This is a genomic window from Klebsiella sp. JN_Kp127 (assembly GCF_040062505.1).
GTDB lineage: Bacteria > Pseudomonadota > Gammaproteobacteria > Enterobacterales > Enterobacteriaceae > Klebsiella > Klebsiella quasipneumoniae.
Map to the genome: position 1 here is coordinate 106,925 of NZ_JBEAHS010000004.1, position 14,080 is coordinate 121,004.

Annotated in this window: 13 protein-coding genes; 7 read left to right on the forward strand and 6 right to left on the reverse strand. The window is 59.6% G+C overall.

What is annotated here, in order from left to right:
• Window positions 1-47 precede the first annotated feature (47 nt).
• Entirely contained in the window at window positions 48-1,058 is a 1,011-nt protein-coding gene (gene glpX, locus ABLV04_RS03140) for a class II fructose-bisphosphatase (protein WP_023291376.1), read from the forward strand.
• Between the two features lie 150 nt (window positions 1,059-1,208).
• Window positions 1,209-1,955, forward strand: coding sequence for a ferredoxin--NADP(+) reductase (gene fpr / locus ABLV04_RS03145; protein WP_023291377.1), 747 nt, complete (start codon window positions 1,209-1,211; stop codon window positions 1,953-1,955).
• Here fpr and ABLV04_RS03150 read toward each other — a convergent pair whose 3' ends face one another.
• The gene (locus ABLV04_RS03150; protein ID WP_004173894.1) at window positions 1,956-2,384 is read right to left on the reverse strand and encodes a DUF805 domain-containing protein; all 429 of its coding nucleotides are present in this window, start codon (window positions 2,382-2,384) and stop codon (window positions 1,956-1,958) included.
• A 112-nt stretch (window positions 2,385-2,496) separates the two neighbouring features.
• Between ABLV04_RS03150 and ABLV04_RS03155 the strand changes: the two genes are divergently transcribed.
• Both ABLV04_RS03155 and tpiA read left to right on the forward strand, forming a co-directional pair.
• Window positions 2,497-3,096 carry a YiiQ family protein gene (locus ABLV04_RS03155; RefSeq protein WP_023291378.1) on the forward strand — a complete coding sequence of 200 codons (600 nt, stop codon included), beginning with the start codon at window positions 2,497-2,499 and terminating at the stop codon, window positions 3,094-3,096.
• 109 nt (window positions 3,097-3,205) lie between these two features.
• Window positions 3,206-3,973, forward strand: a complete 768-nt coding sequence (gene tpiA, locus ABLV04_RS03160; RefSeq protein ID WP_002922909.1) for a triose-phosphate isomerase — start codon at window positions 3,206-3,208, stop codon at window positions 3,971-3,973.
• Between the two features lie 91 nt (window positions 3,974-4,064).
• On the opposite strand, the gene ABLV04_RS03165 is transcribed toward tpiA, so the two are convergent.
• The 4 genes from ABLV04_RS03165 to zapB all read right to left on the reverse strand — a co-directional run bounded on the left by ABLV04_RS03165 (window position 4,065) and on the right by zapB (window position 8,018).
• Window positions 4,065-5,369, reverse strand: a complete 1,305-nt coding sequence (locus tag ABLV04_RS03165) for an SLC13 family permease (protein ID WP_165457968.1) — start codon at window positions 5,367-5,369, stop codon at window positions 4,065-4,067.
• Window positions 5,370-5,433: 64 nt separating this feature from the next.
• On the reverse strand, window positions 5,434-6,204 hold the full coding sequence (locus ABLV04_RS03170) for a CDP-diacylglycerol diphosphatase (RefSeq protein ID WP_072096576.1): 771 nt from the start codon (window positions 6,202-6,204) through the stop codon (window positions 5,434-5,436).
• 426 nt (window positions 6,205-6,630) lie between these two features.
• The gene (locus tag ABLV04_RS03175; protein ID WP_023291381.1) at window positions 6,631-7,620 is read right to left on the reverse strand and encodes a sulfate ABC transporter substrate-binding protein; all 990 of its coding nucleotides are present in this window, start codon (window positions 7,618-7,620) and stop codon (window positions 6,631-6,633) included.
• Between the two features lie 152 nt (window positions 7,621-7,772).
• Complete coding sequence (gene zapB, locus ABLV04_RS03180; protein WP_086075620.1) at window positions 7,773-8,018, reverse strand: septal ring assembly protein ZapB; 246 nt, start codon at window positions 8,016-8,018, stop codon at window positions 7,773-7,775.
• Between the two features lie 442 nt (window positions 8,019-8,460).
• Between zapB and ABLV04_RS03185 the strand changes: the two genes are divergently transcribed.
• A complete protein-coding gene (locus tag ABLV04_RS03185; RefSeq protein ID WP_012967047.1) occupies window positions 8,461-9,312 on the forward strand; it encodes an MIP/aquaporin family protein in 852 nt (283 codons plus the stop codon).
• Window positions 9,313-9,333: 21 nt separating this feature from the next.
• Complete coding sequence (glpK, locus tag ABLV04_RS03190; RefSeq protein WP_004873089.1) at window positions 9,334-10,845, forward strand: glycerol kinase GlpK; 1,512 nt, start codon at window positions 9,334-9,336, stop codon at window positions 10,843-10,845.
• Between the two features lie 220 nt (window positions 10,846-11,065).
• On the opposite strand, the gene gltS is transcribed toward glpK, so the two are convergent.
• The gene (gene gltS, locus ABLV04_RS03195) at window positions 11,066-12,268 is read right to left on the reverse strand and encodes a sodium/glutamate symporter (RefSeq protein WP_032454381.1); all 1,203 of its coding nucleotides are present in this window, start codon (window positions 12,266-12,268) and stop codon (window positions 11,066-11,068) included.
• A 283-nt stretch (window positions 12,269-12,551) separates the two neighbouring features.
• On the opposite strand from gltS, the gene ABLV04_RS03200 reads away from it, so the two are divergent.
• A complete protein-coding gene (locus ABLV04_RS03200; RefSeq protein WP_004150226.1) occupies window positions 12,552-13,943 on the forward strand; it encodes a uracil-xanthine permease family protein in 1,392 nt (463 codons plus the stop codon).
• The last annotated feature ends 137 nt before the right edge of the window (window positions 13,944-14,080 follow it).

The window sequence follows — 14,080 nt, forward strand, 5'->3', positions numbered from 1 at the left end:
GCGCTTTTGCCGCGCTGCGGGCAATTTTTCTACACAATGAGTGGATTATGAAACGAGAACTGGCCATCGAATTTTCGCGTGTCACCGAAGCCGCCGCGCTGGCGGGCTATAAATGGCTGGGCCGCGGCGATAAAAACTCCGCCGACGGCGCCGCGGTGAACGCCATGCGCATTATGCTTAACCTCGTCAATATCGACGGCACCATCGTCATCGGCGAGGGCGAAATCGATGAAGCGCCGATGCTCTATATCGGCGAAAAAGTGGGCACCGGCAAGGGCGATGCGGTGGATATCGCCGTCGATCCCATCGAAGGCACCCGGATGACGGCGATGGGCCAGGCTAACGCCCTGGCGGTGATGGCGGTCGGCGATAAAGGCTGCTTCCTCAACGCGCCGGATATGTATATGGAAAAGCTGATTGTCGGCCCGGGCGCTAAAGGCGCTATCGACCTCAGTCTGCCGCTGGAAGAGAACCTGCGCAATATCGCCCGCGCGCTGAACAAGCCGCTGGGCGAGCTGACCGTCACCGTGCTGGCGAAACCGCGCCACGACGCGGTGATTGCTCAGCTGCAGCAGCTGGGCGTGCGCGTGTTCGCCATTCCCGATGGCGACGTCGCGGCCTCCATTCTCACCTGCATGCCGGATAGCGAAGTCGACGTGCTGTACGGCATCGGCGGCGCGCCGGAAGGGGTGGTTTCCGCCGCGGTGATCCGCGCGCTCGACGGCGATATGCAGGGCCGCCTGCTGGCTCGTCACCACGTGAAGGGCGACAGCGAAGAGAATCGTCGCATCGGTGAAAACGAGCTGGCGCGCTGCAAAACCATGGGCATCGAAGCGGGTAAAGTGCTGCGCCTTGATGAAATGGCGCGCAGCGATAACGTCGTCTTCTCCGCCACCGGCATCACCAAAGGCGATCTGCTGGACGGCATCACCCGTAAGGGCAATATGGCCACCACCGAGACGCTGCTGATCCGCGGCAAGTCGCGCACCATCCGTCGGATCCAGTCGATTCATTACCTCGACCGTAAAGATCCGGACGTCCAGCAGCACATCCTGTAATACCGCTTTCTCTCCTCCAGGCAACCGTCCGCGGGCGGTTGTCCTGTTCTTCGTTTATATTTGATCAATAGAGCTTTCTTGCGCCTGCGGGGTGGAAATCTTGCCCGTCTGGGCCGAAGATAAAGCATCGCTTGGCAACAGGAGAAGACGATGGCGGACTGGGTTAGCGGCAAAGTGACAAAAGTGGAGTACTGGACGGACGCCTTGTTCAGTTTATACGTGCGGGCGCCGGTTCAGCCGTTTACCGCCGGGCAATTTACCAAGCTCGGGCTGGAAATCGACGGCGAACGCGTGCAGCGCGCCTACTCCTACGTCAACGCTCCCGGCAATCCCGATCTCGAGTTCTATCTGGTCACCGTCCCGGAAGGCAAACTGAGCCCGCGTCTGGCGGCGCTGAAGCCGGGCGATGAGGTCCAGGTGGTGAGCGAAGCGGCTGGCTTCTTCGTCCTCGAGGAAGTACCGAATTGCGATACCCTGTGGATGCTGGCGACCGGCACCGCGCTTGGGCCTTACCTGTCGATTCTCCAGGAAGGCAAAGATCTTGAGCGCTTTAACCATCTGGTGCTGGTCCATGCCGTGCGCTACGCCGCGGACCTGAGCTATCTGCCGCTGATGCGCGAGCTTGAGCAGCGCTACGCCGGCAAATTACGCATCCAGACGGTGGTCAGTCGCGAAACCGTGGCAGGCTCGCTGACCGGCCGGGTGCCGTTCCTGATTGAAACCGGGGCGCTGGAGGAGGCGGTCGGCCTGCCGATGACCAACGACACCAGCCATGTGATGCTGTGCGGCAACCCGCAGATGGTGCGCGATACCCAACAGCTGTTAAAAGAGACCCGGCAGATGACCAAACATCTGCGTCGCCGGCCGGGCCACATGACGGCGGAGCATTACTGGTAATCAGGCGTCCGCTTTCCAGCGCACGTCCTGGGTCTCCTTGCCGAACTTATTCTCGCCCTGGGTGCCGACAAACGCCCCCAGGTCGATCAGCATCATGACAATAATCAGCGTCGGCACAAAGCGCCCGACGCCCCACTGCCAGACCTGCGGCAGCATCGCCCAGTTCCCCGCCAGCAGCATCCACGCCAAAATCATCAGCAGCGCCCACAGTCCGGATTTGCCGCGATCGTGCAGTCGCTTCACCACCACCGCCGCCGTCGGCCACAGCAGGCAGACGATAATAAACGCTGCCGTTTGCAGATTAAGCAGATTGCTGCCTGCCAGGGTGAACAGAGCGCTCATGGTCACCAGCCAGATGGCAATCCAGATCCAGAAATCGCGGCGGCCAATGCGCCCTTTAATTGAGAATAACCACTGCTGTAGGGTCATGCGTTTTTCCTTATCATCATCGTCTGCGTAGTTTACCCTGGCGTCGTGACTTTTTGACAAGCGCCGCGCTTCCCGATTTAATCGTCAGCAGGCAAAAAAAGGAACGACGGGCATGAAGAAGTGGACAATCTTGTGTTTCAGTGGGCTGATGGGCCTTGCCGTCGGCCCGCACGCGTTGTCCGCAGAAAGCGAATCGACGACCGCTGCCCCCTACCTGCTCGCCGGCGCGCCGAGCTTTGACTTGTCGATCAGCCAGTTCCGGGAAAAATTTAACGCCGATAACCCGAAGCTGCCTCTGAATGAATTCCGTTCCATATCAACCAGCCGCGATCGGGCTAACCTGACCCGCGCCGCCAGCAAGATAAACGAAAATCTCTATGCCTCCACCGCGCTGGAGCGCGGCACGCTGAAGATCAAATCCATGCAGATCACCTGGCTGCCGATCCAGGGGCCGGAGCAAAAAGCGGCGAAGGCCAAAGCGCTGGAGTATATGAGCGCCATGATCCGCGCCTTCGTGCCCACCCTTAGCCCGGCGCAGAGCCAGCAAAAACTGCAGAAACTGCTGACCGCCGGCAAAGGCAAACGCTACTTCGCCGACACCGAGGGCGCCGTGCGCTATGTGGTGGCAGATCATGGCGAAAAGGGTCTGACCTTCGCTATTGAACCGATTAAGCTGGCGCTATCTGAAACGCTGGAAGGTAACAATAAATGACAAAAAGCAAAGCCTTTCCAGTGACGAGTCTCTATACTGTTTCACAGACCATGCTGCCCTCGGGGGCGGCTATATTCCTTAATTCGCTTAAGTAGCGTGGAGAATTAAAATGCGACATCCTTTAGTGATGGGTAACTGGAAACTGAACGGCAGCCGCCACATGGTAAACGAACTGGTTGCGAACCTGCGTACCGAGCTGGCTGGCGTAAGCGGCTGTGCAGTTGCCATCGCCCCGCCGGAAATGTATCTGGACCTGGCTAAGCGTGCGGCAGAAGGCAGCCACATCCACCTGGGCGCGCAGAACGTTGACGTGAACCTGTCCGGCGCTTTCACCGGTGAAACCTCCGCCGAAATGCTGAAAGATATCGGCGCGCAGTACATCATCATCGGCCACTCCGAGCGTCGTACCTACCACAAAGAATCCGACGAGCTGATCGCGAAGAAATTCGCCGTGCTGAAAGAGCAGGGTCTGACTCCGGTACTGTGCATCGGTGAAACCGAAGCGGAAAACGAAGCGGGCAAAACGGAAGAAGTTTGCGCGCGTCAGATCGACGCGGTACTGAAAACGCAGGGCGCTGCCGCTTTCGAAGGCGTGGTTATCGCTTACGAACCCGTATGGGCTATCGGTACCGGCAAATCCGCGACCCCGGCTCAGGCTCAGGCGGTGCACAAATTCATCCGTGACCACATTGCTAAAGCTGACGCCAAAATCGCTGAGCAAGTGATCATCCAGTACGGCGGTTCCGTTAACGCTGGCAACGCAGCAGAGCTGTTCACCCAGCCGGACATCGACGGCGCGCTGGTTGGCGGCGCTTCCCTGAAAGCAGACGCTTTCGCGGTGATCGTGAAAGCTGCAGAAGCGGCGAAAAAAGCCTAATCCGCTTTTCCCGGCGGCGACACGCGACCGGGATGACTGATAACTCTCTGAAGCCCGGCTTCGCACAGCGCAAGCCGGGCTTTTTTTGCCGCTACAGTTTCCCCAACAGCTGATACCAGGCGTAGTCCAGCGGCAGCAAAATCAAATAGCTCACCGCCGCCAGCGCCAGACACAGCAGCATCCCCGCCCTCGCCGGGACCTTGCCTAACCCCATCGCGACCACGATCGGCGACGCTTGATACGGCAGCAGCGGCGTGGAATAGCCCAGCACCTGAATCATAATTACGCTCAGCAACGGGAAGCCGGTGGCGTCGGCAAAGCTCTGGGCAAAGGTGGTGTAGAGCGCCGGCACGCCGTTGGCGGTCATAATAAAGTTCAGCGCGCTGGTTATCCCGGTCAGAGCGAGAAAGCTGGTGAAAGGATTGTCTTTATCCAGGGGCATCACTTCCAGCAGCGCATTGCCCACCACGCCGCCAATCCCGGTTTGGGTGACGGTGATCGCCAGCCCCAGAATCCCGGCGACGTAGATGCAGGTGCGCATATTCACGCCGCTGGCAAACTCCTCGCCGCTGATAAAGCCCACCCGCGGCAGCAGCGTTACCACCGCCGCCGCCAGGCCGGTCCACGCCGGGCCGACGCCGTGCCAGCTCTCGGTCACCCACAGCGTGAGGACCACCGCCAGCAGCCACGCCAGACGCTTCTCGTCGCGGCTCATCGCCGGCAGCGGCGCCAGGTCGCGCGGCGGATGCGGCTTACCAGGAAACAGCCAGCAGATTAGCGCCACCAGCACCGCCCCTTTCAGCCAGCCAAGCACCGGCGTATGCAGCAGTAAATAGGGGACATAATTCAGGTGGATACCGTACGAGCCTTCCGCCGCGCCGCTCATCACCAGATTCGGCACGTTGGCGGGCAGAATGGTCGCCGACAGCTGAAAGGTGCCGAATCCCACCGCCAGCGCCAGGCCGAACCAGCCGCGGCTACCGTCGGCAATGGCCGCCCGGCGGGCCATCGCCGCCACGATCGGCATCAGCAGCGCGATGCGCCCCATGTTGGAAGGCATCACGAACGCCAGGGCGTAGCTCAGGAGTACCACGCTGGCGACCATCCGCGGCCAGGAGTCGGTTAGCCGCGCAGACAACGCCTGCGCCGCCCGGTCCGCCAGCCCGGTTTTACGGATCGCGATGCCGAGCACAAAGCCGCTGAACACCAGCCAGAAGGCCGAGGAGGCAAAGCCGCCAAAGATCACCTCCGGCGGGGCGATTTTCGCCATCATCGCCGCAGCGAAAAACAGCAGCGCGGTGATAAACTCCGGCAGCAGCGACGTCGCCCAGAGCACAATGGTGACGCCGACAATCAGTGAAGGGAGGAACAGCGGGTGGGTAAGCCAGAGCGACATGCCTGTCTCCTGTCGTTTTTTTCAGCAAGAATACGACGACAGGTAAGACAGGTAAACGCCAGAACTAGTGGTTTGCGTTAAGGATGGCGCAGCGATGATCCTGAATCTCTTCCGCCGAGGCCCGGTTCAGGGAGAGCAGGTTACGCTCCGTCGCCAGCAGCACCAGCGAGCCGTCGCCCTGCTGGGCCATCGCCAGCGCGAAGCGTCCCATATGCTGACGCGCCTCCGGCACCTCTTCCGCCAGCATCAGGAATGGGCTGCGCTGGGCCAGCTCCGCCTCCGTCACCCGGCGCGCCAGGTATTCATGGCCCTCAAGCCCACCCGGTAGCGGCAGCCAGCGGCTGCTGATCGCCGCCGCATCCTTATCTAACTGCGCGCGCACATCGGGGCGCAGGCAAGAGATATGAATATGGAAATGGTTTTGCGTGCGTCCGCTGCGCGAGTTGATTGCCAGCGATACCGCGTTATCCGGAACCGGCGCGCCGTGGCGCTGGCTCATGATTTCACGCCCCTGCCAGGCCTGCCAGAAGAAGTTGGGCGTCAGCGGATCCAACAGCAGCGGGCTTTCGGTGCCGTTAATGCGGTAGGTCGGCATCAGCAAATACTGCAGCGGGCCGTTACGGTCTTTAAACAGCACATAGCCGCCCTTGAGGTTCACTTCGGCGCACGGCGACGGGTTTTGCTGCTGTTGCTGATGGGGAACGCACTGCTGCAGAACAATCTTGCGCAACGCGTCCGGGTTGCCAGAGTGCAGCCAGTAGTAGCCGCCGGCCAGCGCCGCGAGGATCGCCACCAGCAGCGCCAGCAAAAAGTATCTTACTCTTCTCATTTTCATTCCCTGTTAAGCCTGAAGCGGAAGAGTAACGTAATTTGATGACTAAATGAAAACAGATGACGGGCGGGGCGCTTTTCCGGATGGCGGCTGACGCCGTACCCGGGCTACGTACGGCGCAAAACTGTAGCCCTGCTAAGCGTAGCGCAAGCAGGGATTCCCGGGTAGCGGCTGACGCCTTACCCGGGCTACGCACGGCGCAGAACTGTAGCCCTGCTAAGCGTAGCGCAAGCAGAGATTCCCGGGTGGCGGCTGGCGCCTTACCCGGGCTACGCACCGCGCAGAACTGTAGCCCTGCTAAGCGTAGCGCAAGCAGGGATTCCCGGGTGGCGGCTGGCGCCTTACCCGGGCTACGTACTGAAGGCCCGCGTAAGCACAGCCGCTGCAGGGCGATGGCAGCAAGCCCCGCCGGAGCGGGGCTGGAGAGGTTTAACGCTGGCTAATCTGGTCGAAGGTGCCGCCGTTGGAGAAGTGCGCTTTCTGCGCTTTCGTCCAGCCGCCGAACTCCTGATCGATGGTGAACAGCTTCAGTTTCGGGAATTCATTAGCATATTTCTTCGCCACGTTCGGATCGCGCGGACGGTAGAAGTTCTTCGCCGCAATCTCCTGGCCTTCCGGCGAGTAGAGATACTTCAGGTACGCTTCCGCCACCTGGCGGGTGCCTTTCTTATCCACGACTTTATCGACCACCGAAACGGTCGGCTCAGCCAGAATCGACTCACTCGGAGTCACGATTTCAAACTTGTCTTTGCCCAGTTCGTTGGTCGCCAGCAGCGCTTCGTTTTCCCAGGCGATCAGCACATCGCCGATCCCGCGTTCTACGAAGGTATTGGTCGAACCGCGCGCGCCGGAGTCCAGCACTTCCACGTTTTTATACAGCGCCTTGACGAACTCCTGGGCTTTCGCCTGGTCGCCATGGTTCTGATGCAGGGCATAGCCCCAGGCCGCCAGGTAGTTCCAGCGAGCGCCGCCGGAGCTTTTCGGGTTCGGGGTAATGACCGACACGCCCGGTTTGATCAGGTCGTTCCAGTCATGGATCTGTTTCGGGTTGCCCTTACGGACGAGGAACACGATGGTGGAAGTATAGGGCGCGGAGTTATCCGGCAGGCGCTTCAGCCAGTTTTTATCGATACGGCCGCGCTCGGCGATCGCGTCGACGTCGTAGGCCAGCGCCAGCGTAACCACATCCGCTTCAATACCGTTAATCACCGAGGTCGCCTGCTTGCCGGAGCCGCCGTGCGACTGGCGGATCACCACGTTGTCGCCGGTCTCCTGCTTCCAGTGCGCGCTGAACGCTTTGTTGTACTGTTCGTACAGCTCGCGCGTTGGATCATAAGATACGTTTAATAGCTGAATGTCTTTTGCCAGAACGCTGGCGGATGCCAGCAACAGAGTTAACCCTACGCCCCACTTATTCATCGCACCGCTCTCTTTATGTCGTGTTGTGATGGGCTAAGCGTGCCAGAAAGCGATTCAATGATTAAAGAATAAAAAAAGATTGGCTATAACTTGCGAGAATAAAGGGAGGGATAAGGATCACCCCCTCCCTGGCGGGAGAGGGCGCGAAGCGATTAGACTTCTTCCATGCGGCCCAGCAGCGCCTGCAGACGCTCCTGCCAGCCCTGCTGCTGCTCTTTCAGCTGGCTGTTTTCGCGCTCCAGCTCTTCACGACCATGCTGCGCGCTCTGAACTTCCTGCGCCAGGGTGTTGTTCTTTTCTTTCAGCTCTTCGATTTCCATCTGCAACAGAGTGATGGTATCAATCGCCTGCTGAACCTTAGATTCTAATTTCTCAAACACTTCTAATGACATCGTCATACCTCTCCTGAACTTGCAAGGCGTTGATAGAAACTGGTGTTTCGTATACGCGGTCCCGCCTTAACGAAAATTAGCGCACATAGCGGTGTTATCGTCGATTGTATGAATCCCCGCCTCCCCTGTCCAGCGGCAAGCCGCGCAGATTGCGGTTTGCAACACTTTTCAGTCTTTACCTGGTACTTTCAGCGCAGTTCGCTCGTACTTCATGAGCCATTGTTAATTTTATGGTTAACAAAATGCGAGGTGAAACGCTCCGGCAGCGCGCTCAATGCGCGCGAATGGCGCGAAAACGCTCATTTTCTTGACGTGGTACACACATTTGAAGTTCGATATTTCTCGTTTTTGCTCGTTAACGATAAATTAACACTATGCCTACATGGCAATATGGTCGTCTGTGACCACCCTACATACAATAATCATCACCACGCTTCAGGATTCGATTATGAGCCAAACATCAACCTTAAAAGGCCAGTGCATCGCAGAGTTCCTCGGTACCGGGTTGTTGATCTTTTTCGGCGTTGGGTGCGTGGCTGCGCTCAAGGTCGCGGGAGCCAGCTTCGGACAATGGGAAATCAGCATCATCTGGGGTCTGGGCGTCGCCATGGCGATCTACCTGACCGCCGGGGTATCCGGTGCGCACCTTAACCCTGCGGTGACCATCGCGCTCTGGCTGTTCGCCTGCTTCGATGGCCGCAAAGTGGTTCCTTTTATTATTTCGCAATTCGCTGGCGCCTTTTGCGCTGCGGCATTAGTTTACGGGCTTTATTACAATCTTTTCCTCGATTATGAAACCACCCACCATATGGTACGCGGCAGCGTGGAGAGCCTTGATCTGGCTGGCATCTTCTCCACTTACCCGAACCCGCATATCAATTTTGTGCAGGCCTTCGCGGTAGAGATGGTGATTACCGCTATCCTGATGGGCGTCATCCTGGCGCTGACCGACGATGGCAACGGCGTGCCGCGCGGTCCGCTGGCGCCGCTGCTGATCGGCCTGCTCATCGCGGTGATTGGCGCCTCCATGGGCCCGCTGACCGGCTTCGCCATGAACCCGGCGCGTGATATCGGCCCGAAAGCCTTCGCCTGGCTGGCCGGCTGGGGTGATGTCGCCTTCACCGGCGGCAAAGATATACCTTATTTCCTGGTGCCGCTGTGCGCACCGGTGGTCGGCGCGGCGCTGGGCGCGTTCAGCTATCGTAAGCTGATTGGCCGCCACCTGCCTTGCGACACCTGCGTGGACGAAGAGCAACAGAGCCCCTCCTCTTCCACCACTCAACATAAAGCTTCGCTGTAATCTGACTACGGGACACCGACTATGACCGACAAAAAATATATCGTTGCGCTTGACCAGGGCACTACCAGCTCCCGGGCCGTTGTGATGGATCATGATGCCAATATCGTCAGCGTCTCCCAGCGAGAATTCGAACAAATTTATCCTAAGCCAGGCTGGGTCGAACACGACCCGATGGAAATCTGGGCGTCCCAAAGCTCGACGCTGGTCGAAGCGCTGGCCAAAGCGGATATCAACTCCGATCAGATCGCGGCCATCGGTATCACCAACCAGCGTGAGACCGTGGTGGTGTGGGAGCGTGAGACCGGCAAACCGATCTATAACGCCATCGTCTGGCAGTGCCGCCGCACCGCAGAGATCTGCGAGCAGCTCAAGCGTGACGGGATGGAGGAGTATATCCGCAAGGCCACTGGCCTGGTGGTGGACCCCTACTTCTCCGGCACCAAGGTGAAATGGATCCTCGACCATGTCGAAGGTTCCCGTGAGCGTGCGAAGCGCGGTGAGCTGCTGTTTGGCACCGTGGACACCTGGCTTATCTGGAAGATGACCCAGGGTCGCGTACACGTCACCGACTACACCAACGCCTCGCGCACCATGCTGTTCAACATCCACGACCTGGACTGGGACGACAAGATGCTCGACGCGCTGGATATTCCGCGCGCCATGCTGCCGGAAGTGCGCAAGTCGTCCGAAGTGTACGGCCAGACCAACATCGGTGGTAAAGGCGGGACCCGTATTCCTATCGCCGGGATCGCCGGTGACCAGCAGGCGGCCCTGTTCGGCCAGCTGTGCGTCAAGGAAGGGATGGCGAAAAATACCTATGGCACCGGCTGCTTTATGCTGATGAACACCGGCGAAAAAGCGGTGACCTCCACTCACGGTTTGCTGACCACCATCGCCTGCGGTCCGCGCGGCGAGGTGAACTACGCTCTGGAAGGGGCGGTGTTTATGGCTGGCGCCTCCATTCAGTGGCTGCGCGACGAGATGAAGCTCATCAGCGACGCGTTCGACTCCGAGTACTTCGCCACCAAAGTGAAGGACACCAACGGCGTGTATGTCGTGCCCGCGTTCACCGGTCTTGGCGCGCCCTACTGGGACCCGTATGCCCGCGGCGCGATTTTCGGCCTCACCCGCGGCGTGAACTCGAACCACATTATCCGTGCGACGCTGGAGTCCATCGCCTATCAGACCCGCGACGTGCTGGAAGCAATGCAGGCTGACTCCGGTATCCGTCTGCATGCCCTGCGCGTGGACGGCGGCGCGGTGGCCAACAACTTCCTGATGCAGTTCCAGTCCGATATCCTCGGCACCCGTGTGGAGCGTCCGGAAGTGCGCGAAGTCACAGCCCTGGGCGCCGCCTATCTGGCCGGGCTGGCGGTCGGCTTCTGGCAGAACCTTGATGAGCTGCAGGAGAAAGCGGTGATTGAGCGCGAATTCCGCCCGGGCATTGAAACCACCGAGCGCAACTATCGCTACAGCGGCTGGAAGAAAGCGGTGAAACGCGCCCTGGCGTGGGAAGAGCACGACGAAGCGTAAGATTGTTGAGGTATTCCCGGCTGGCGGCGTAAACGCCTTGGCCGGGATACAACCAGCAGGCCGCACACCCCGTAGCCCGGCTAAGCGCAGCGCGAGCCGGGGAGAAGCCGCGCCAACGCATAAATCCCGGGGTATCCCCGGGTTGCGGCGTAAACGCCTTACCCGGGCTACACAGCCCGCAGACCGCATAATCAGGTAGCGCACCGCCTCCGGGTTTTTATCAGCCAAACACCGGCAGCAGCAGAAACAGCTTAATCACCAGCGCGTTGACGATATCGATAAAGAACGCCCCCACCATCGGCACCACCAGGAAGGCCATGTGCGACGGGCCAAAACGGTCGGTAATCGCCTGCATATTGGCAATCGCCGTCGGCGTTGCCCCCAGACCAAACCCACAGTGGCCCGCCGCCAGCACCGCGGCATCGTAGTTTTTGCCCATCATCCTGTAGGTGACGAATACCGCATACAGCGCCATCGCCAACGCCTGGACCGCCAGGATAATAATCATTGGCAGCGCCAGGGAGGCCAACTCCCACAGTTTGAGGCTCATCAGCGCCATGGCGAGGAACAGCGACAGGCTGACGTTGCCCAGCACCGACACCGCGCGATCGAACACCCGATACAACCCCGCCAGCGCCAGGCTGTTGCTAAGGATCACGCCGATAAACAGCACGCAGACGAAGGTCGGCAGCTCAAAGACGCTGCCCGCCAGCAGTTGCGCAACCACCTTGCCCAGCGTCAGACAGATGGCGATCAGGGCGATACTCTCGATCAGCACCAGCGACGTGATCACCCGCCCCACGTCCGGCTTTTCAAAGGCGGTCGGCGCCACCTGATCGTCCGGCGTCCCGTCAGGAGAGGAAGAGTGCTTCACCAGGTAACGCGCCACCGGGCCGCCGATCAGACCGCCGAGCACCAGGCCGAAGGTCGCGCAGGCCATCGCCACCTCCGTGGCATTGGCAAAACCATAGCGCTCAATGAACAGCTTGCTCCACGCCGCGCCGGTGCCGTGGCCGCCGGAAAGGGTGATAGTGCCGGCCAGCAGCCCCATCAGCGGATCCAGCCCCAGCAGCTTCGCCATGCCGATACCGAGAGCGTTCTGCAGCAGCAGCAGACCAACCACCACAATCAGAAAGGTACCCAGCACCTTGCCGCCCGCCCGCAGGCTGGCGAGGTTGGCGTTAAGCCCGATGGTGGCGAAGAACGCCAGCATCAGCGGATCTTTGAGGCTCATATCGAAATCAATTTCGATATCCATACTTTTTTTCAGCACCAGCAGCGCCAGCGCCACCAGCAGACCGCCGGCAACAGGTTCAGGAATGGTGTATTGCTTGAGGAGGGGAACGGTTTGGACGAGTTTTCTGCCGAGTAACAGCACAAGCGTTGCGGCAACGAGCGTCGATAAGGTATCGAGATGAAACATAAAAAGCTCCTTATGGCGCATGATCCATTCACACGCGACGATATTCCTGGTGTCTTTAGCTTCTCATCATGAGGAGTCAGAGGGGGATTTTACGCAGAACGGCGGAAAAAATGACAGAAAAACATATTTTGTATCCTGAATGATGCGATTTAGCATACAAAATGTTAATTATCTCGTTGCGCATATTCACGGCATAAATTTTTATGGGCAAACGCTGGCAAACGTTTGCTTTTGGTCTACAGTCCGATAAAATTCCCGCTTTGCCACCTTGGGATTGCTTGTGATGTCCGTTAACACCGCAGAGTCAGAAAATGCGCAACCGGTTGCGCATAAACCAGCCAGCGAATTAATCTACCGCCTCGAAGATCGCCCACCGCTACCGCAAACCCTGTTCGCCGCCTTCCAGCACCTGCTGGCGATGTTTGTCGCGGTGATCACCCCGGCGCTGTTAATCTGCCAGGCTCTCGGTCTCCCGGCGCAAGATACCCAACATATCATCAGCATGTCGCTGTTCGCCTCGGGCGTGGCCTCCATTATTCAGATCAAAGCCTGGGGCCCGGTCGGTTCCGGACTGCTCTCCATCCAGGGCACCAGCTTCAACTTTGTCGCCCCGCTCATCATGGGCGGCACCGCGCTGAAAACCGGCGGCGCCGACGTCCCGACAATGATGGCCGCCCTGTTCGGCACCCTGATGCTGGCCAGCTGCACGGAAATGGTCCTCTCCCGCGTCCTGCATCTGGCGCGCCGCATCATTACCCCGCTGGTCTCCGGCGTGGTGGTGATGATTATCGGCCTGTCGCTGATTCAGGTCGGATTGACCTCCATCGGCGGCGGCTACGCGGCGATGGCCGACCACACCTTCGGCGCGCCGAAGAACCTGCTGCTGGCGGGCATCGTGCTGGCGCTGATCATCATTCTCAACCGCCAGCGTAATCCCTATTTGCGCATCGCTTCGCTGGTGATTGCCATGGCGGCGGGCTATCTGGCGGCGTGGTTCCTCGATATGCTGCCGGCCAACACCGCCCCGACCAACAGCAGCCTCATCACCGTTCCGACGCCGCTGTACTATGGCCTCGGCATCGACTGGAGCCTCCTGCTGCCGCTGATGCTGGTGTTTATGATCACCTCCCTGGAAACCATCGGCGATATCACCGCCACCTCCGATGTCTCCGAGCAGCCGGTCTCCGGTCCGCTGTATATGAAACGCCTGAAAGGCGGCGTGCTGGCTAACGGCCTCAACTCCTTTGTTTCCGCGGTCTTCAACACCTTCCCGAACTCCTGCTTCGGCCAGAACAACGGCGTGATCCAGCTGACCGGCGTCGCCAGCCGCTACGTCGGCTTTGTGGTAGCGCTGATGCTGATCGTCCTCGGGCTGTTCCCGGCGGTGAGCGGTTTCGTACAGCATATCCCTGAGCCGGTGCTCGGCGGCGCCACGCTGGTGATGTTCGGCACCATCGCCGCGTCCGGCGTGCGCATCGTCTCCCGCGAGCCGCTGAATCGCCGGGCGATCCTGATTATCGCCCTGTCGCTGGCGGTGGGCCTCGGCGTGTCGCAACAGCCGTTGATCCTGCAGTTCGCGCCGGACTGGCTGAAGAATCTGCTCTCCTCCGGCATCGCCGCCGGCGGTATCACGGCGATTGTTCTGAATTTAATTTTCCCGCCGGAAAAAGCCTGATTTAACGCGCCCCCGGTCGTGCCATCGGCCGGGACGCCCCCCTGTTGTTCTCCACCGCCTGCTCCGTCACGGAAATAAACCACGCCTGCCTTGAGAAGTGCGCCTAAATCGGGCATAACACGGTTATGTGCATCTCA

Coding starts and splice junctions, on each gene's coding strand:
- zapB (WP_086075620.1), bottom strand. CDS start 8,018: ATGACGATGTCATTAGAAGTGTTTGAGAAATTAGAATCTAAGGTTCAG.
- ABLV04_RS03170 (WP_072096576.1), bottom strand. CDS start 6,204: ATGAAAATGAGAAGAGTAAGATACTTTTTGCTGGCGCTGCTGGTGGCG.
- ABLV04_RS03200 (WP_004150226.1), top strand. CDS start 12,552: ATGTCCGTTAACACCGCAGAGTCAGAAAATGCGCAACCGGTTGCGCAT.
- ABLV04_RS03175 (WP_023291381.1), bottom strand. CDS start 7,620: ATGAATAAGTGGGGCGTAGGGTTAACTCTGTTGCTGGCATCCGCCAGC.
- ABLV04_RS03165 (WP_165457968.1), bottom strand. CDS start 5,369: ATGTCGCTCTGGCTTACCCACCCGCTGTTCCTCCCTTCACTGATTGTC.
- fpr (WP_023291377.1), top strand. CDS start 1,209: ATGGCGGACTGGGTTAGCGGCAAAGTGACAAAAGTGGAGTACTGGACG.
- ABLV04_RS03150 (WP_004173894.1), bottom strand. CDS start 2,384: ATGACCCTACAGCAGTGGTTATTCTCAATTAAAGGGCGCATTGGCCGC.
- glpX (WP_023291376.1), top strand. CDS start 48: ATGAAACGAGAACTGGCCATCGAATTTTCGCGTGTCACCGAAGCCGCC.
- ABLV04_RS03155 (WP_023291378.1), top strand. CDS start 2,497: ATGAAGAAGTGGACAATCTTGTGTTTCAGTGGGCTGATGGGCCTTGCC.
- gltS (WP_032454381.1), bottom strand. CDS start 12,268: ATGTTTCATCTCGATACCTTATCGACGCTCGTTGCCGCAACGCTTGTG.
- ABLV04_RS03185 (WP_012967047.1), top strand. CDS start 8,461: ATGAGCCAAACATCAACCTTAAAAGGCCAGTGCATCGCAGAGTTCCTC.
- tpiA (WP_002922909.1), top strand. CDS start 3,206: ATGCGACATCCTTTAGTGATGGGTAACTGGAAACTGAACGGCAGCCGC.
- glpK (WP_004873089.1), top strand. CDS start 9,334: ATGACCGACAAAAAATATATCGTTGCGCTTGACCAGGGCACTACCAGC.